This window comes from Vibrio sp. ES.051, from assembly GCF_002563795.1.
GTDB lineage: Bacteria > Pseudomonadota > Gammaproteobacteria > Enterobacterales > Vibrionaceae > Vibrio.
Window position 1 is genome coordinate 1,376,575 of the sequence record NZ_PDJL01000004.1, and the last position, 16,914, is coordinate 1,393,488.

Below are 16,914 nucleotides of genomic sequence, written 5' to 3' on the forward strand. Positions count from 1 at the left end.
CCTCGTTGATGAGTAGCCCCACATTATAATTCACGTTTATTTCACGCTTGCTTTGTTAAAAACAACACAAGATAACAAAATTATTCGAATAACTATGAGTAACGTGCCAAAGAGATCCATTTGGGGACCATTACAGCCTATTGTTGTTTTTTCCTTGTTTTCACTCGTTTTTTTATCTGCTTCACGCATTGTTCTCGCTTCGTGGCAACTTGAACGAATTGATACTTTAAATGACTTCTTTTATATACTCGCTCAAGGTATTCGTGTCGATGTTGCTACATTGTGCTGGTTATTTATTTTGCCTGCTCTCCTTTCAGCCCTTTTGCCATTAAATAAGAAGATTGGCGGATGTTGGAAGTGGCTTCTACGCCTTTGGATGGTTGCTGGACTTTGGCTGATTGTGTATATGGAACTCGCGACTGCACCATTCATTCAGGAGTACGACTTACGTCCAAATCGCCTATTCGTTGAGTATCTAATCTACCCTAAAGAAGTAATGAGTATGCTTTGGGCTGGTTACAAACCAGCGCTTTTTATTGGTGGTATAGGTACGGTTTTAACACTTTTTCTTGGTTGGAAATGGAGCAAAAAACTGACCGACCGCGCACAACAGGTCAACTGGAAATGGCGTCCACTATTAGCAATATTTGTTGTTCTTCTTGGCGTTACTGGTGCGCGATCATCACTAGGTCATCGTCCACTCAACCCTGCAATGGTGGCATTTTCCAACGATCCATTATTAAATGACCTAGCACTCAACTCTTCATATTCATTATTGTTTGCCATAAATAACATGAAGTCAGAAAAAAGCGCTGAACAGTTTTACGGCAAGATGGACAACCAAAAGATGTTGGAGTTAGTGCGAGCCTCTTCAACTAAATCAGACTTTGACCTGACTTGGTTACCAACGATGAACAGTAACCCCGCGATATATCAAGGTAAGCCGAAAAACTTGGTGATTTTGCTACAAGAGAGCTTAGGCGCACAATTTATTGGTTCTTTAGGAGGCTTACCACTTACACCCAATCTTGATGAGTTAATGGCAGAAGGCTGGCAATTCACCCAAATGTACGCCACAGGTACGCGTTCTGTGCGGGGCATTGAAGCCGTGACAACGGGCTTTCCACCGTCGCCTTCTCGTGCAGTTGTAAAGCTGAGCAAAAGTCAGACCGGCTTCTTCACCATTGCCCAGCTACTGAAAGAGCAAGGTTATCAAACCGGGTTTATTTACGGTGGCGAGGCCAACTTCGACAATATGAAGACCTTTTTCTTTGGCAATGGCTTTGACCAAATTGTGGAAGAAAAAGATTACCCAAAACCAAACTTTGTTGGCTCTTGGGGGGTAAGTGATGAAGATCTTTATAACAAGGCGGATGAAGAGTTTAACCGCCTTTCAAAAAGCGACAAACCATTCTTCAGCTTAGTATTTACATCCAGCAACCATAGTCCATACGAATACCCCCAAGGTAAAATCGATCAGTACGATGCAAAGTACATGACTCGTAACAACGCCGTGAAGTATTCAGATTACGCTCTGGGCACCTTCTTCGACAACGCAAAGCAATCCTCCTACTGGGATGACACTATTTTTATTGTGATTGCGGACCATGACGCTCGTGCTTCTGGCGCTAGCCTTGTTCCAGTTAAGCACTTCCACATCCCTGCGTTGATCATTGGTAAAGACATTCAGCCACGCAAAGATGACCGTATTGCAAGCAATATAGATATGCCGCCAACGCTGCTTTCTTTAATTGGTATCGATGCGAAAACGCCAATGACTGGCCGCGATTTAACCAAATCAATAGCTAGGGAGGATGAGCGAGCAATGATGCAATACGACAAAAACTTTGGTTATTTAACGCGCGATAACTTGGTTGTACTTTCTCCGGGCGGAAAAGTGTCGACCTTGGAGTATGACTTTAAAAACCAAACAATGAAGCCATTGGACGTCGATGAATCTGTAATTGAAAGAGCCAAAGCTCACGCGCTATTTGCTTCTAAAGCGTATCAAAACAACTGGTACTCTTCGAAACAGACTAATTAACCCCCTTTTATTCGCTGATATAACATGACCTCAGCTCATGCCAGTACATGAATACCATTGGAGTTTAGAGACCTAAGTTGCAGGGGGTAAGTCCGTTCTCCGACCCATTGCATTACGATATCGTTTGAATTGCTTCTCAACCATTCCCATTCAGACGTCAATAAATTAGACTCGAGTAAACACCAGCGGCTGTATGAAAAATAAAGGAATGCCCATGAGCTCAAGTATGATCCTTAGTGACTCCCTCATCGAAAGTGGACGCGATATCCCTCTTCAAGAACTTCTGTACGCCAAGCGCGTCTTGGATAACTACATGGCGGTGGCTAAAGAAAGTAGCCCGCTTGAGTTGCTCACTGAGATGAAAGTCGCGGCGAAACAAGTGGAGTATTTCACCACCACGAGCAATCCTTGTGAAGCCCGCAACGTCATTAGCGCAATGATTGAAGAAATAGACAACGCAGAATCTTTTGAATCATTCAAAGCGCTCGCTCGCCGGCCATCTCAGGCATTAAATGAACTAATTGAAGATCGCGCCCAACTGATTAAGCGTGAACGAGAATTACTCCTCGCATCGGGTTATGATGCATCACGTATCTAATCTTACGTAAAAAAGGGGCTCAGTGAGCCCCTTTTTTGTTCTCGCTTAAGCCAGAGTTGCTTATAAACCCATGTCTTCTGTGAGCGCTTTGATCTGCTTTAGGTCAAGTTTATAAACTTCAATCATCTGATCAATCTGACTTAAACGCGAGTTTGCTTCATCATGCTTATCACACGCATCTGATTTTACATCCCAAGACTTACCTTCTAGGAATACGTCGCACTCTTTTTTCAGCTTCTCTATTTTAGGCAGTAACTTTGTACGCTCTTTCTCGAGAGACTCTAACTGTTGTGAAACTTTCAGCTCTTTTTGGAACACTTCACGTGAACGCTCAAAAATAGTCGCTTGCATATCAGTCTGACGACTTAGCTTTTCGTTTTCAGTCTTTGTGGTATTGATTTTATCTCTCTGTTGTCTCACTTGAGATTCCAGTGACAGATTGACTTTCTCGAGTTCAGTTAACTGCTTTTGTAGTTTCTTGAGCTCTTGTTTGTGCGTTACTTCTTTCGCTGTAAGAAGTTCATTTAGTTTGTCTTGAAGTTCTTTATCTAGGCTTTCTTCACGTACTGTAACTTGAGAAACTAATTGTTGTTTATCTTGCGTTAGTATTTGGTATTTTTCTTCTAAAACGCGGTAGGTCGATTCCCACTTATTCGCCGTCACTATGGAACCGACAAGACCTCCAAATGCTAAGCCTAATATCGCAGCAATCGCGATATAGATGTGAGTGCGTTTGTCACGTTCTTCAATGACAACCACGTCGTCTTGTTCTTCCATATTTTTCTGAGAACTCACCGTCTGTTACTCCAAGGGTTCTTTGCTTTTGCTTTGCTAGCGAATCAACTCCGCAAACATAATCGATGCGGTATAAATCAGGAATGCGCCAATTAATGTTATGACGGTCGCTTTTTGAACTTTTTCATTGGTTCGATAACGAAATAGCACAAACGCTACTGCAATCAACATCGCAATAACTAACAATCTGGTCATACAGCCTCCTTGTCCATTTGTGAAAATTTGCTTAAGTCTATAGACAATCCCGCAAAAATTCATTGTAACCTATTTGTACGCTTCATAAGGTCAACTTAGCGTAGATTTTAAAGTAAGTGCTCCGCTTTTAAGCAATTTTGTGGTCTTAACTGAATAACTTATTTTTGCCCTGCTGTAATGCATTCATAGGAATGAAAGTTTTTCTTTAGTTATTTTTATCCCAAATGAGTGCTTTATGCAGCCGATAACCTTGATATCGGCGCTGACTCAGCCCAAACGACCACATTTTGGTTGAATTCGTTGGAAATAAATGAACACGGAGTGTTGAAATAGCCCAAAAACATGATAAAGTTCACACGTTAATGATGGCCAGCATCATTAACTAGCCTTTACTCATTTGATTGAGTAATTGTTCCGATGAAGACTGCAGGAGAGTAGTTATCAATCAAAAGTTAACATTTGATTAGCATAACTCGCCGAAGAATTAACTATTTCAGGTGCTACTTAGGTAGCGGGGACTGTTGTTGGAGGAACCTCTGGAGAGAACCGTTAAATCGGTCGCCGAAGGAGCAAGTCTTGCACTCATGCAAGGTGAAACTCTCAGGCAAAAGGACAGAGGAGTGGAAAGTTACAACCTGATTATTTTGTTCGGCCCTCCCGCCTTCAATAAATAGCTCAGTTCGATTAGAGATCATTGATTTCGTCCTTTCCCTCTTCTCCTTAGTTAGTTGTTTTTATTAAGGGGAAATCATGAACGACCTACAATCTTTACTACAAACCATAGATAACCTTGTCTGGGGTCCACCGCTGCTTATTTTGCTTGTGGGCACCGGTGTTTACTTTACTTTTAGCTTAGGTTTGATCCAATTTAAACACCTCCCTACTGCGTTAGCGATGGTATTCAGTAAAGATAAATCATCTGATAAACAAGGTGATGTTTCTAGCTTTGCAGCACTTTGTACTGCACTATCTGCAACTATCGGTACAGGTAACATTGTCGGTGTTGCAACTGCAATCAAACTTGGTGGACCAGGTGCCCTTTTTTGGATGTGGCTTGCTGCTCTGTTTGGAATGGCAACCAAATACGCTGAATGCTTGTTGGCGGTAAAATACCGTCGTATTGACGATAAAGGCCAAATGATCGGCGGTCCAATGTACTACCTGCAATATGGCGTTGGTTCAAAAGCTCTTGCCATCATGTTTGCGGTATTTGCTTTGGGTGTCGCTTGCTTTGGTATTGGTACGTTTCCACAGGTGAACGCGATTCTGGACGCCAGTGAGATATCTCTCGGTGTCGACCGTGAACTATCTGCGTTTGTACTCACTTTTTTGGTGGCAGTTGTTACCTTAGGTGGTATTAAGTCAATTGCAAACGTGGCAGGTAAAGTGGTCCCAACAATGGCAGTGCTCTATGTATTGGCGTGCTTAAGTGTGATCATCATGAATGCCGACCAATTGCTAAACGCCGTTGAGTTGGTATTGGTATCTGCATTCACATCCTCGGCAGCGACAGGTGGCTTCTTGGGCGCAAGCATCATGTTGGCTATCCAATCGGGGATTGCACGTGGCGTGTTCTCAAACGAATCCGGTTTGGGTAGTGCACCAATGGCGGCGGCGGCAGCGAAAACAGATTCTTGCGTAAAACAAGGTCTGATTTCAATGACGGGTACTTTCTTCGATACCATTATCATTTGTACGATGACGGGTCTTGCTTTAATCCTGACAGGTGCATGGCAAAGTGACTTCGCCGGTGCAGCAATGACGACTCATGCGTTTGCGGTTGGCCTAAACGCCGACACATTTGGACCAATGCTGGTGTCTATCGGCCTCATGTTCTTCGCGTTTACGACCATTCTTGGTTGGAACTACTACGGTGAACGTTGCGTGGTCTTCCTTTTTGGTACCAAAGCTGTGCTTCCATATAAGCTAATCTTTGTTGGTTTGGTTGCTTCAGGCGCATTCCTCCACTTGGATATGATCTGGCTGTTGGCTGATATCGTAAATGGCCTAATGGCGATTCCTAACCTCATTGGTTTGATCGCTCTACGTCACGTCGTGTTGGCAGAAACAAAGCTGTTCTTCAGTCCATCGACTCAACCTGATGACATTGACGCAGTGAAAGTGTAATTCAATAACGAGTTGTTACTGGCTGCTATTCAAACAAGTTGGAAGCTGTAAAAAAACAAAGCCCGCAGTTAAACCTCGGGCTTTTCAATAAGTAGCTTAACGCCTAACGCGACTAAAACAGCACCGGTCGTCCCTTCCATCCATTTCATAAATCTGGCGTTTTTTAGTAAGTTTTTCGCTGAGTTTAATGCTCCCGCTAGGCTACATTGCCAGACCATCGCAATGATAAAATGAACAGACGCCATCATCATTGATTGCAGCAAAGGCGACCCTTCTGGGTTTACAAACTGCGGTAGGAAAGCCAAGTAAAATACCGCGGTTTTAGGGTTCAATACATTCGATAGAAACCCCTCTCTGAACGAACGTTTACCATTAAAAACCTCATGGATTTGATCTGTCACTGATATACCTTTATTCGGTGACATCAGTGTCTTTAAGCTGCTTAAGCCTAACCAGATAAGATACGCTGCACCAATCATTTTGACGATTTGGAACAATTCGGCCGATTGAGCGAGGAGCGCTGCAATCCCTACCGCTGAAAAGAACGCATGCACAAACAAACCAAAGCAAATACCTAAACTGGTCGTACAGCCATCTTTTAAGCCAGCTCGACTGGTATTACGAATAACTAAAGCCGTATCTAAGCCTGGGGTCAGCGTTAAAATTGTGATGGCAATTAGAAATGCCTCAAAATTTAAAATATCCATATTATTGTGATCATTGATTGGTAATCGGATACCAATACCGTCAATCTAAGTTATTCGCAAGCTTCTTTTTTATGAGATCTATACAACTGGATGAATCTGTGGAGAATGATACATCATTATTTGTTAATAATTAGTAAATTAGATAACGCAACCTAAAAGAAACTTGAGTGCCCCCTTAATAGTATTTAGTGGCCGGTTAGAGGGGTTAGGAAAACAAGAAATAAGAGTAGTCACATGAATGCATTTACAAAACTCGTCGAACATTCAAAAAAAGTCGCCAATTTTGACCATCTGTCTGCCATTATTGGCTGGGATCAAGCTGCCGTTATGCCTTCGGGAGGTGCGCAAGCCCGCTCCAATGCAATGGCTGAACTCGACGTACATATCCACTCTCTCATGACTCAACCACACCTTAGTGATCTCTTCGACCAAGCAGAAGAAGAAACATTATCAGCCAACGAAACAGCCGTTCTGCGTGAAATGAAACGTGGATGGCAACAAGCAAATCTATTACCTGAATCGTTAGTGCAAGCTCAGTCTCTCGCAGGATCAAAGTGCGAGCATGCATGGCGTACACAACGTAAAAAAAATGACTGGCTAGGGTTTGAAAAAAATTGGGCCGAAGTCGTCAAACTTTCGCAAGAAGAGGCTCAAATTCGGTCAGAAGCCAATGGCACAACGCCCTACGACGCTATGCTAGACATTTATGAACCAGGAACGGATTCGGCTTCATTAGATCAGCTTTTTTCTGACGTAAAAACATGGCTTCCATCACTGATTGATGAGGCGATTGAAAAACAGAGATCAAATCATACCTTGCTTCCTAATGGTCATTATCCGGCTGAAAAACAGAAAAAACTTGGCTTAGAAGTCATGAACTTACTCCAATTTGATTTTGAGCATGGTCGACTTGATGAGAGTGTCCACCCATTTTGTGGCGGAGTACCGACAGACGTACGCATCACGACTCGTTATGATGAAAGTGAATTTGTACAATCATTAATGGGTATCGTTCACGAAACGGGTCATGCTCGCTATGAGCAAGGATTACCAAAAGATTTCGCGGGAACGCCTGCAGGTAAGGCTCGCTCAATGGGTATTCATGAATCGCAGTCTTTATTCTTTGAAATGCAAATTGGTCGAAACCGCGCGTTTATTGAACATCTTGCTAAGCTTACATCGAGCCATTTTGTAGGCAACGAGTTTTCACAAGCAAACCTAACTAATATCTATACACATGTAGAAAGAGGCTTTATCCGTGTAGACGCTGATGAGTTGACCTACCCTGCACACGTTATTCTTCGCTATGAAATAGAACGCGACCTAATGAATGGAGTGATCAAGCATACCGACGTGCCTGAGCTGTGGAACGAAAAGATGAAAGCCTACTTAGGCCTAGCAACAGAAAGTAATTTCAGAGACGGTTGTATGCAGGATATTCACTGGACGGACGGAGCATTTGGTTACTTCCCGAGCTACACCCTCGGTGCGATGTACGCGGCTCAGTTTATGGCGGCTATGGGTAAAACGGTTAATGTTGACGCAGCTATTTGCAGTGGAGATTTAAGTCCGATCTTTACTTGGCTTTCAGAGAAAATTTGGAGCAAAGGAAGTTTGCTAACAACGGATGAACTGGTGAAGCAAGCGACGGCGGAGACGCTCAATGCGCAACACTTCCAAGCCCACTTAAGAAGTCGTTACCTATAAATTCGGAAACAATTGAAAGCAGGTTCTCTATCAATCGAACACTTTTTTATCGTGATAGAAAACAGCGAGAACTGGATGTAACTATTTGATTAAATAGGAATAAAAAGCCCAAGGCATCTCCTCCTTGGGCTTTTCTGTATTTATTATTTATTGCGCCAGTGCGGGGAGCAATTTGGGTTTATACAGGCAGTTTTCACCGTCCGGTCTCGTTTTAAAACGGCGATGTAGCCACATATATTGGCTCGGGCTAGCCATAATCGACGATTCCACTATTTTGTTGACAAAAATCGCAGCGCCCTTAAGGTCATTTTTTGGAAAACCGTCAACGGGCGCACTAATGGTCAATGTATAATGCCCATTCTCGCCTCTTACCATAGTAAAAGGTACAATCGCGCAATCCGTTGCATCAACTAGTATACTGGTGCCTGTTGTTGTACAAGCATTCTTAACAGCAAACAGAGGAGCAAACGTTGAACGTCTAGCGCCATAATCATGATCGGGTGCGTACCAAACACGCCCGCCTGATTTCAGTGTCTTCAGCATGGCTTTAACGTTTTTACGATCGATCAGAGTACGGTTAGAACGTGAACGCCCTTTGTATTGAAAGTAATCGAAACACGGATTGTTGTTGGCGCGATAAACCCCCGTCCCTGACTTTTTAATGCCAAACGCACGAGCACCTAGCTCTAAATTCATAGAATGGACAGCAAGCATTAACACGCCTCTACCCGACTTCTCTAACGCTTCTAAGTGTTCCATCCCTTCAATCGTAACGTGTTTATTGACTCTTTTGTCGGGCCAAAACCATGCCATTGCTGTTTCAAACAACGCGATGCCGGTGTTGTCGATGTTGTCTCTTAAAATCGCCTCGCGTTGGCTTTCTTTCATGGTTGGAAAACAGAGCTCAAGGTTACGCCTGATCGTAACTTGACGCTTTTTCATGATACGCATGGCTAAACGACCGATACCACGACCCAATGCTAATTGAATTTTGAAAGGAAGGAGACTGAGTAGGTACATCATTCCAATGATGGATAAGGTTCCCCAATAACGAGGCAATAGAAATTCAGCCTTAAATTTAGGCATTTTGTATTTATTCATGTGAGTATCGTCAGATGTGCCCATCTATTATAAGTAATTAAAAAGTAATGATAATTGGTTAAGCTTTCTATCATTGATAGCGCTTACTGCATAAATTAAAGCGCGCGGGTTTGATAGTTCTTCGACACACTACACAATAAGAACCTTGCAGGAATATGTAGAAAATGTAAAAGCGGCAAAAAATGAACGGCCACGGTAACATCGATTGGAGCAATTGATCTACTCTCTTTGTGAAAGTTGGGATAGATATAACCGAGTGCTTTCCAGATCTTGAATTTAGTATCAGCCTCGCTAAATTTTTATCCCCAAAGAGCCGCCATCACAAAAATAATCAGAAAAAAAACCGCAATGAATTTAAGTAAATAAGACAGTTTCAAGTTAATCTAGGCCTTAACCTTGGGATAAGGTCAAGATTCGGAGTGCAATCGCTTATTACAGGCAGAACAATGCGAACACAGCGTATGATATATATCCAGTAGGAAAGAAGTCCTCTATTTACTTAAACACCGCTATCCGTGTCCAACTGTTTTTGATAACAGGTTCACTATCGTTACTCCCATGATAATAAACCCAATTCCAACCAACGCTGGTAAATCAAGCCGCTGCCCATAAACAAAGTAACCAACGGTCGCGATAAGCACAATCCCAGCCCCACTCCATATCGCATATACGACACCGACAGGCATCGTTTTCATCGTTACAGATAATAAAAAGAAAGCAATGCTGTAGCCAACCAATACAATCGTACTTGGCATTATTTTTGTAAATTGCTCTGTTTTGGGAATATAGGAAGTAGCAATAACTTCACACACAATTGCTATCGATAACGCCATCATCGGCGGCATAGAGACAAGCATTTTGAACATAAGGCATCAACGCTCAACGGAAATGGTAACCGACAATATGTCAGGATATTAAGCCGCGCATTATACCCAACTCATCTCATGATGCTACACCGATATTAGTGACTAAGCGCCATCGCCTTCTCCTAGTCCTCGACGAGATGGAGCGTGACCCACTTTCTGGTATTGTTGAGAAATAGCAAAATAGATGTGCATATCAATCGGCTCTGGTGTATTGAGCAACATCTTACCCACTTCACGTTGAAAGTGACCATAGTTACCTAACTCATCCGTCAACCCTAGCTGCACGTAAAATGCTTCATTGGCGAACATTCCATACGCATACTGATAATGACTCAGATCCTTACTCTTATCATAACCAAGCTCCTTAAGGGCTTGATCAATCTCTTTCGGCGCATAAGTGTCTTTATCGCCAAACGAGCGCAGTAGCACATTAGGAACCTCTTGAGCGATGCTCTGAATTTTTGTTTTTCTCTTAAAAATACCGAACATAATGTCCTCCACTGACGATGTTGACTGATATTTATATGTGCGCACACTCATGCGCTGACTATTTCTTATTATGGTTCATGAATGAGGGACTAGGTTGCTATTTAAGTCACGTTTGTATACTAACTTGATCTCATAACCACCATCAAATAGTACTCACGGCTTTTCAAACAAATCTGACCAGAAACTCTGCTCTAATCACAATCATATGACCACGCATGGACGGTGAAGCCTAATAGCATCAAGACCCGATTTAAAAGTCATATTTCGTGTCGACATCTAAACTTAATTAAGTTAGTTTTAGAAGTATAGACGTCTACAATAACTTCACTTAGGGACTTAGGGAGAGAAAGTCGTGCCAATTAGAATTCCAGACCAATTACCAGCTACTGATGTACTAAGGACAGAAAACATCTTCGTCATGAGTGAGACGCGTGCCGCGAGTCAGGAAATACGACCTTTGCGAGTCCTGATCTTGAATTTGATGCCAAAAAAAATAGAAACTGAAACTCAGTTTCTACGCCTACTCTCAAACAGCCCACTGCAAGTAAACGTCGAACTGCTTCGCATTGACAACCGTCCAAGTAAAAACACGCCAACCGAACACTTGGATACTTTTTATCGACAATTTGAAATGGTAAAGGGTAAAAACTTCGACGGTATGATCATCACCGGAGCACCGCTTGGATTAGTTCAGTTTGAAGACGTTATCTATTGGGACCACCTTAAAACGATTATGGAGTGGGCAAAGGATCATGTAACGTCCACTCTGTATGTGTGCTGGGCAGCTCAAGCAGGCTTAAAATTACTTTACGATCTTCCAAAAAAAACACGTAAAGAGAAATTGTCTGGCGTCTATCATCACCAAATTCACAATCAATTCCATCCTATTTTGCGTGGTTTTGACGACTCTTTCTTAGCGCCTCACTCACGTTATGCTGACTTTTCACCGCACTTTTTAGAAGAGCATACCGATCTGGATATTCTCGCGACGTCAGATGTCGCGGGTGTTTATTTAGCGACAACAAAAGACAAGCGAAATGTGTTTGTTACCGGCCATCCCGAGTACGACTCTCTCACATTGCACAACGAATATGTTCGCGATTTGAGTGAAGGCATGGAACCCGCTATTCCGGTCAATTATTATCAGAATAACAATCCAGATAACCCTCCGATTGCGAGTTGGAGAAGTCACGGACATTTATTGTTCTTAAATTGGCTTAACTACTGCGTTTACCAACAAACCCCTTACGACCTTGACCACTTTAGTGAGGAGGCTTTCACTAAAGACGATTAGAGCTTTACTAAGCATGTGAACTAAGCCGCCATATCGCGGCTTTTTTATACTAGTTTGCAAACCTGATCGCATAGTAATTTTTCCTCCATGGGCTTTTGCTGGGTAATTCATATTATGCTGTGAGATTCAGGGATGTAGGGACGAAGAATGAAAACAATTAAGCTAAGTGCACTTATATTGATATCTCAAGTTGCACTCGTAGGCTGCGTCACTGTAAACAAAGATGGCGGTCTCATAGCAAAAGCGGATCCGGTGGAAATGGCAGAGTCACGTATCGCTCTTGGCCTTGGCTACTTAGAGGGTGGTAATATGGTTCGCGCTCATGACAATCTACAGCAAGCTTTAACTCACGCGCCACAGTACTATCGAGCTCAATTATCCATGGCTCATTACTACGAAACCGTTGGTGAAGATTCCAAAGCCGAAAAAATGTATAAACGCTCGTTACGCCAACACGCTAAAAACGGCAACGTACTAAATAATTATGGTACCTTCCTTTGCAAACGAGGCGACTTCCAAAAAGCAGATCAAATGTTTAATCGTGCGATTAAACAACCCTACTACTATCTCATTCCTGCCAGCTACGAAAATGCCGCATTTTGCGCATTAAAATCGCAAAATAGAGATAAAGCACAATACTACTTCGCTCGCGCGATTGACCACGATCCCCACAGGCCCAGTTCTATTCTACAACTTGCTAAGCTAGAGATTGAGGAAGGGAACTACACTGACGCAAGAATAAGATTGCTGAGATTTAACCAAACGTATGGCATCAAGAAACCCTCTTTACAACTAATGATTCTATTAGAGCGTGCGGCAGGAAATGAATCACTAGAGCAAAAATATCAGAAACAGTTAGAGCAGATGTCTTAATTCTAGCCAACGAGAAAATCGATATCCAAATAATCTAAGATGTTTGGGGTATATATTGGCAGCCTGTGGATCAAGTGGTTAATTTGGCTTGGATTTATTGTTACCTTCATTTTTCAATTGTTTCTCTCTACGTCGTAACGCTCGGAAAAACTTTGATTCCTCGTGATGCCACCCGATAACACTGATAGGGAAACCAACGATCATCATGATAAAAAAATCCGCGGGTAGCTGCTCGAATATGTCATTAAATGAATGCAGCTCCCCAAAGATAAACAACCCTATAACTTTACCGAGCAATAATGTACAGAAAATCATAAAAAATGATTTCATGATGTAATGCCACTTACCTTTCTTACGTTCTTCTCGCCAATAAACGTACTTGTGTTCGCGGTTGTACATTTCTCCCCCCTCTAAAAGTGACAATGTCACTCAGAATAAACATTACGGTTAAATGCTTTCGTCGCACGTTAATCATAGTGTGAATCAGAAGTGAGTGCTTGGACAAAGGTTGATATCACCTAATCGCGGTTAGGTAAGTATATCTCCAAATAACCTCAAAATACTGAGTTTACGAGAATGACAGGTTGTTCAGGCGGCAGATAGTTTTGAGAACGTCCTAATAGTGTAAAGGAACAGTGTTAATGCTTTCTAAACACCCAAATTGGACCAATCAACAGAAACTGAAAGTCTTCAAAAAAAGAAGGCTTTTTACCCTCAATTTTGTGACCAATGAACTGCAATATCCATAACACGCCAAATAAAAGCATGGAAATATGTAACACCGGAAGCGCCAGTATTTCCAATGACCAGATCAGGCTAATGCACGCTAGCGTGTAACCTAGCATCATCATAAAAACGCTGAGAGAAAGACGATAATAGAAGGCCCACACGGGCACGACAGCTAACCAGACCCAATTAAGCTCGAAACCAAGAATGGGGATTTGAGGGATTGACCAGATGAGTCCGACGATAGAAAGATAAATACCCGGAACGGCAACAGTGTGGATTTTTTGATTAATTGGGTTTTGATGGCTCTCACCATAGTCCTTTAGCCATTCAGATAGTGCTCGCATATTGCTTCCTTTTTTCGGCCTACTTCTTTTTATATAGCCCGAGGTTGAAAAAGGTGCGAATTTTTAGTCACTGCAATGTTTACACTTCTCTCTTTTCTGGTTTCACTTTGACTCTGACATGCATCACTCGAATTGGGGCAATAACAGCTTTAACGCTTGGTTAATCTGCTCTTTCTCATCGCTTGCCAAGGCCTGAATCAGCGCCTGCTGAACTTCAACATGTTCTAGGATTAACTTATCGATTAGCATTAAACCTTTATCGGTCAACTCAACCGTAACACTGCGTCGATCTTCTTTGCTGTGTGTTCTCGTTATGAACCCTTTCTGTTCCAGCTTATCTAAGCGGTTCGTCATTGCTCCCGAGGTAAGCATCATCGACGCAATCAGTTCAGAGGGAGTAAGACAATATGGCGAGCCAGCTCGACGTAAGGTAGTCAAAACATCGAATTCACCCATTTTAAGATCATACTTCTTGTGCAACTCGGCAACGCGAGCTTCCATATGCTTGGCGATCCTCATTAGCCGCCCCATTATTGCCATCGGTTTTGTGTCGAGGTCTGGCTTTTCTTTAGCCCACTGCTCTACCACTTTATCAATAGCGTCCATTACTTCTCTCCAAGTATTGCTTAATATTTATTTTAACATAAAGATACTTTACAAAAAGCAACCTTGTCTATACCTTTATAGTCAATTACCTCAATGTAAAGATATTTAACATGAATATTCTACTTGCAATGATCCCTGCCTTTTTCTGGGGAACCACTTACGCGGTAACACAATTTACGGTACCAGACTGGCCCCCAGTTTTGCTGGGCGCGCTAAGAGCATTACCAGCAGGTTTGTTATTATTGGCAATAAAACCGTCTTTCCCGAAAAAAAGCGAGTGGAAAGTGCTGCTTGTGCTGGGAACCATCAACATCGCTTGCTTCTTTGGCCTCATTTTTGTGATGGCGTTGACGCTTCCTTCCGCTATCTCCGGTGTTGGTATGGTTTCGGTACCTGTATTTGCTATGATTTTTGGTTGGGCAGTATACAAACGCCAGCCAACTGTTATTCAAGCCGTAAGCGGAGCCACGTTGATTGTCTTAGCTTGGTTCTTATTTGACCCAAGTGCTATTACGTTAAATCCAATGGGCTTGTTAGCGATGGTATCAGCCATTATGTGTATCGTAATAGGCAGTAGCATTACCAAGTCCTTAGGGACAAAAATGCATTGGTGGACGGTGGTGACATGGCAGCTGATTTTGGGGGGAGTGATCATGTCCATCGCAACGGGTGTGCTTGCGATAACTAACCCGGCCCCATATGTGAATGCTGTCCAAAATACATCAATGACAAACATTCTAGGGTTACTATGGGTTATCGTTCTCAACACTGCCTTAGGTTATGGTATGTATGTGTGGTTACTGCAGCGCATGTCTGTCGTTGACTTCACATTTGGTGGTATAGCAAACCCCATCGCTGGGATTTTTTCCGGTCTACTATTACTAGGCGAGACCTTCACCCCTCTTCAATACAGCTTGATGCTAGGCATGATTATTATGTCATTGCTCCCGCAACTGATTGCTTCTGTAAGAACCAAAAAACAAGTGCTGTCTCCCTAACAAAATATATTAACGCCCGAGAATAAAGGCGGGCGTTCTGAAATTTCTTCCTATTGAGCAGACGCAGTAGCCCCCTTCTTCATCAAACACGCCTCTAAATAAGAAGCGTGTTTGAATCCGCACACCTTGCGTTAATGTTGCTTCTCTTGCGAACTTGGAAGCTGAAGACATATCGCTCCGGCGCAGAACAACGCGAACACTTGTACCCCCCATCCTGTTTGGAACTGCCGAGACAACTCGACCGACAGAATAAATATGAGAGGGAACAATGACGCTAATAAGAAACCACCACCTTGCATGATCACACTAAGTGCATTTGAATGCTCGATACTCTCATACCTTTCTAATGCAAGCAGCATGCAAATAGAAAAGGCTCCTCCCAAGCCAGCACCACATAGTACCGCCCAAGTATAGGCATAGAGCGTTGGCCACAACATAACTCCCAGCATCCCTACAATTAAAGAAGCCAGCATCAATAACAACCACGCACGTCGATCACCTTGTTTTTTAATAATTATCGGAAGCACTAATGCACAACCAGCTTGTACCATCGATAATACAAGGATCATGTGACTACTTTGCTCTGGTGTGAAGCCAAACTTCTGATAATAGGGAGGTAACCAGGTTACAATCGACGCATACGCTCCGTTGACCAATCCAAACAAAAATACTAGTTTCCAAGTACTTCGTTGGTAAAAAAGTAATATCCAATTGGATCTTCCACTCTGAGAGAGTTTACTGCGAGGCAGTATCAGCCAAGTTAATATGAATGCAACCAAACATGGTAATGCTAACCAAGCCATACTTTTCTGCCATGTTATACCCTCAGTAATTAACGCTTGCGTGACGAGTGCCCCTAATGCCCCGCCAACCATTAGTGATGCTGAATAGCAACCAACCACTATCGGCATATTTTTTTGGAAGTGCTGCTTGATCAGGCGTGGGACACAAGACTGAATCACTGCAACTGCTCCACCACAAATGAAGGTTGAGAGTATTAACACCGACCCTTCCTGGGCAAAAATTCGGATTATATTTCCTAGTGTTAACGTTATTAGTGCAATCAACAAATAACTGATTTTTTCCGCTAAGAATGGAAATCGCGTGATAATTAACGCCCCCATCCCCATCAGAGCCATCGGGATTAAGGTCAAAAATGATGTTGTGGAATAGTTTAACCCCGTGTCTTGAACAATTTGTTCAATTGCAGGGCCTATCGCCACCAAAAATGGTCGTAAGTTTAGTCCAATCAATATGACTAAAACAAAAACCTTTATAGACCGCATATCAAACGTATATTTACTGAGCACTTTCAAAAAAAACACCTTATTGATTCTTTTTAACCGCGAAATTTTACGCTGTGATCTTGATCTTATTAAATTATTTTTTTAAATAACAGCCATTTAAAAATCGAATAATATTTTATTTTCTATCATAAAGT

Annotated in this window: 17 protein-coding genes and 1 riboswitch; of the genes, 7 read left to right on the forward strand and 10 right to left on the reverse strand. The window is 42.5% G+C overall.

Annotation, left to right across the window (positions count from 1 at the left end; all coding sequences use genetic code 11):
- Positions 1 to 94 precede the first annotated feature (94 nt).
- Positions 95 to 2,044 (forward strand): LTA synthase family protein, encoded by a 1,950-nt coding sequence (locus ATG66_RS12755; RefSeq protein WP_098415650.1) that lies wholly within the window; start codon positions 95 to 97, stop codon positions 2,042 to 2,044.
- A gap of 214 nt (positions 2,045 to 2,258) precedes the next feature.
- The gene (locus tag ATG66_RS12760; RefSeq protein ID WP_179885658.1) at positions 2,259 to 2,642 is read left to right on the forward strand and encodes a hypothetical protein; all 384 of its coding nucleotides are present in this window, start codon (positions 2,259 to 2,261) and stop codon (positions 2,640 to 2,642) included.
- Positions 2,643 to 2,702: 60 nt separating this feature from the next.
- Here ATG66_RS12760 and ATG66_RS12765 read toward each other — a convergent pair whose 3' ends face one another.
- Positions 2,703 to 3,437, reverse strand: coding sequence for a chromosome partitioning protein ParA (locus tag ATG66_RS12765; RefSeq protein ID WP_098415652.1), 735 nt, complete (start codon positions 3,435 to 3,437; stop codon positions 2,703 to 2,705).
- A gap of 36 nt (positions 3,438 to 3,473) precedes the next feature.
- The gene (locus ATG66_RS12770) at positions 3,474 to 3,632 is read right to left on the reverse strand and encodes a hypothetical protein (RefSeq protein WP_098415653.1); all 159 of its coding nucleotides are present in this window, start codon (positions 3,630 to 3,632) and stop codon (positions 3,474 to 3,476) included.
- A 533-nt stretch (positions 3,633 to 4,165) separates the two neighbouring features.
- Positions 4,166 to 4,251: riboswitch (glycine riboswitch) on the forward strand.
- Positions 4,252 to 4,382: 131 nt separating this feature from the next.
- Between ATG66_RS12770 and ATG66_RS12775 the strand changes: the two genes are divergently transcribed.
- Positions 4,383 to 5,759, forward strand: coding sequence for an alanine/glycine:cation symporter family protein (locus ATG66_RS12775; protein ID WP_098415654.1), 1,377 nt, complete (start codon positions 4,383 to 4,385; stop codon positions 5,757 to 5,759).
- 68 nt (positions 5,760 to 5,827) lie between these two features.
- On the opposite strand, the gene ATG66_RS12780 is transcribed toward ATG66_RS12775, so the two are convergent.
- Complete coding sequence (locus ATG66_RS12780; RefSeq protein ID WP_098415655.1) at positions 5,828 to 6,466, reverse strand: LysE family translocator; 639 nt, start codon at positions 6,464 to 6,466, stop codon at positions 5,828 to 5,830.
- A gap of 234 nt (positions 6,467 to 6,700) precedes the next feature.
- Here ATG66_RS12780 and ATG66_RS12785 point away from each other — a divergent pair, with 234 nt between their 5' ends.
- Positions 6,701 to 8,173: a carboxypeptidase M32 gene (locus tag ATG66_RS12785; RefSeq protein WP_098415656.1), complete on the forward strand. Its 1,473-nt coding sequence runs from the start codon at positions 6,701 to 6,703 to the stop codon at positions 8,171 to 8,173.
- A gap of 147 nt (positions 8,174 to 8,320) precedes the next feature.
- Here ATG66_RS12785 and ATG66_RS12790 read toward each other — a convergent pair whose 3' ends face one another.
- The 3 genes from ATG66_RS12790 to ATG66_RS12800 form a co-directional block, all read right to left on the reverse strand.
- Positions 8,321 to 9,274: an LpxL/LpxP family Kdo(2)-lipid IV(A) lauroyl/palmitoleoyl acyltransferase gene (locus ATG66_RS12790; RefSeq protein ID WP_098415657.1), complete on the reverse strand. Its 954-nt coding sequence runs from the start codon at positions 9,272 to 9,274 to the stop codon at positions 8,321 to 8,323.
- Between the two features lie 509 nt (positions 9,275 to 9,783).
- A complete protein-coding gene (locus tag ATG66_RS12795) occupies positions 9,784 to 10,119 on the reverse strand; it encodes a DMT family transporter (RefSeq protein ID WP_179885687.1) in 336 nt (111 codons plus the stop codon).
- A 123-nt stretch (positions 10,120 to 10,242) separates the two neighbouring features.
- Complete coding sequence (locus tag ATG66_RS12800) at positions 10,243 to 10,629, reverse strand: hypothetical protein (RefSeq protein ID WP_098415659.1); 387 nt, start codon at positions 10,627 to 10,629, stop codon at positions 10,243 to 10,245.
- A gap of 352 nt (positions 10,630 to 10,981) precedes the next feature.
- Here ATG66_RS12800 and metA point away from each other — a divergent pair, with 352 nt between their 5' ends.
- Together metA and pilW are read left to right on the forward strand one after the other, a co-directional pair.
- Positions 10,982 to 11,923: a homoserine O-acetyltransferase MetA gene (gene metA / locus ATG66_RS12805; protein ID WP_098415660.1), complete on the forward strand. Its 942-nt coding sequence runs from the start codon at positions 10,982 to 10,984 to the stop codon at positions 11,921 to 11,923.
- A 147-nt stretch (positions 11,924 to 12,070) separates the two neighbouring features.
- The gene (gene pilW, locus ATG66_RS12810; RefSeq protein WP_098415661.1) at positions 12,071 to 12,796 is read left to right on the forward strand and encodes a type IV pilus biogenesis/stability protein PilW; all 726 of its coding nucleotides are present in this window, start codon (positions 12,071 to 12,073) and stop codon (positions 12,794 to 12,796) included.
- Positions 12,797 to 12,874: 78 nt separating this feature from the next.
- On the opposite strand, the gene ATG66_RS12815 is transcribed toward pilW, so the two are convergent.
- The 3 genes from ATG66_RS12815 to ATG66_RS12825 all read right to left on the reverse strand — a co-directional run bounded on the left by ATG66_RS12815 (position 12,875) and on the right by ATG66_RS12825 (position 14,475).
- Positions 12,875 to 13,195, reverse strand: a complete 321-nt coding sequence (locus tag ATG66_RS12815) for a hypothetical protein (RefSeq protein WP_098415662.1) — start codon at positions 13,193 to 13,195, stop codon at positions 12,875 to 12,877.
- Positions 13,196 to 13,434: 239 nt separating this feature from the next.
- Positions 13,435 to 13,869 carry an Mpo1 family 2-hydroxy fatty acid dioxygenase gene (locus tag ATG66_RS12820; RefSeq protein WP_098415663.1) on the reverse strand — a complete coding sequence of 145 codons (435 nt, stop codon included), beginning with the start codon at positions 13,867 to 13,869 and terminating at the stop codon, positions 13,435 to 13,437.
- 123 nt (positions 13,870 to 13,992) lie between these two features.
- On the reverse strand, positions 13,993 to 14,475 hold the full coding sequence (locus tag ATG66_RS12825; protein WP_098415664.1) for a MarR family winged helix-turn-helix transcriptional regulator: 483 nt from the start codon (positions 14,473 to 14,475) through the stop codon (positions 13,993 to 13,995).
- Positions 14,476 to 14,585: 110 nt separating this feature from the next.
- On the opposite strand from ATG66_RS12825, the gene ATG66_RS12830 reads away from it, so the two are divergent.
- Positions 14,586 to 15,473 carry a DMT family transporter gene (locus tag ATG66_RS12830; RefSeq protein WP_098415665.1) on the forward strand — a complete coding sequence of 296 codons (888 nt, stop codon included), beginning with the start codon at positions 14,586 to 14,588 and terminating at the stop codon, positions 15,471 to 15,473.
- A gap of 131 nt (positions 15,474 to 15,604) precedes the next feature.
- On the opposite strand, the gene ATG66_RS12835 is transcribed toward ATG66_RS12830, so the two are convergent.
- On the reverse strand, positions 15,605 to 16,783 hold the full coding sequence (locus tag ATG66_RS12835) for an MFS transporter (protein ID WP_257145752.1): 1,179 nt from the start codon (positions 16,781 to 16,783) through the stop codon (positions 15,605 to 15,607).
- Positions 16,784 to 16,914 lie beyond the last annotated feature (131 nt).

Excerpts from the sequence above, each read along its gene's own strand:
- ATG66_RS12830 (WP_098415665.1), top strand. The coding sequence starts at position 14,586 with ATGAATATTCTACTTGCAATGATCCCTGCCTTTTTCTGGGGAACCACT.
- ATG66_RS12785 (WP_098415656.1), top strand. The coding sequence starts at position 6,701 with ATGAATGCATTTACAAAACTCGTCGAACATTCAAAAAAAGTCGCCAAT.
- ATG66_RS12825 (WP_098415664.1), bottom strand. The coding sequence starts at position 14,475 with ATGGACGCTATTGATAAAGTGGTAGAGCAGTGGGCTAAAGAAAAGCCA.
- pilW (WP_098415661.1), top strand. The coding sequence starts at position 12,071 with ATGAAAACAATTAAGCTAAGTGCACTTATATTGATATCTCAAGTTGCA.
- ATG66_RS12790 (WP_098415657.1), bottom strand. The coding sequence starts at position 9,274 with ATGAATAAATACAAAATGCCTAAATTTAAGGCTGAATTTCTATTGCCT.
- ATG66_RS12775 (WP_098415654.1), top strand. The coding sequence starts at position 4,383 with ATGAACGACCTACAATCTTTACTACAAACCATAGATAACCTTGTCTGG.
- ATG66_RS12815 (WP_098415662.1), bottom strand. The coding sequence starts at position 13,195 with ATGTACAACCGCGAACACAAGTACGTTTATTGGCGAGAAGAACGTAAG.
- ATG66_RS12800 (WP_098415659.1), bottom strand. The coding sequence starts at position 10,629 with ATGTTCGGTATTTTTAAGAGAAAAACAAAAATTCAGAGCATCGCTCAA.
- ATG66_RS12780 (WP_098415655.1), bottom strand. The coding sequence starts at position 6,466 with ATGGATATTTTAAATTTTGAGGCATTTCTAATTGCCATCACAATTTTA.
- ATG66_RS12820 (WP_098415663.1), bottom strand. The coding sequence starts at position 13,869 with ATGCGAGCACTATCTGAATGGCTAAAGGACTATGGTGAGAGCCATCAA.
- ATG66_RS12770 (WP_098415653.1), bottom strand. The coding sequence starts at position 3,632 with ATGACCAGATTGTTAGTTATTGCGATGTTGATTGCAGTAGCGTTTGTG.
- ATG66_RS12755 (WP_098415650.1), top strand. The coding sequence starts at position 95 with ATGAGTAACGTGCCAAAGAGATCCATTTGGGGACCATTACAGCCTATT.
- ATG66_RS12795 (WP_179885687.1), bottom strand. The coding sequence starts at position 10,119 with ATGCCGCCGATGATGGCGTTATCGATAGCAATTGTGTGTGAAGTTATT.
- ATG66_RS12760 (WP_179885658.1), top strand. The coding sequence starts at position 2,259 with ATGAGCTCAAGTATGATCCTTAGTGACTCCCTCATCGAAAGTGGACGC.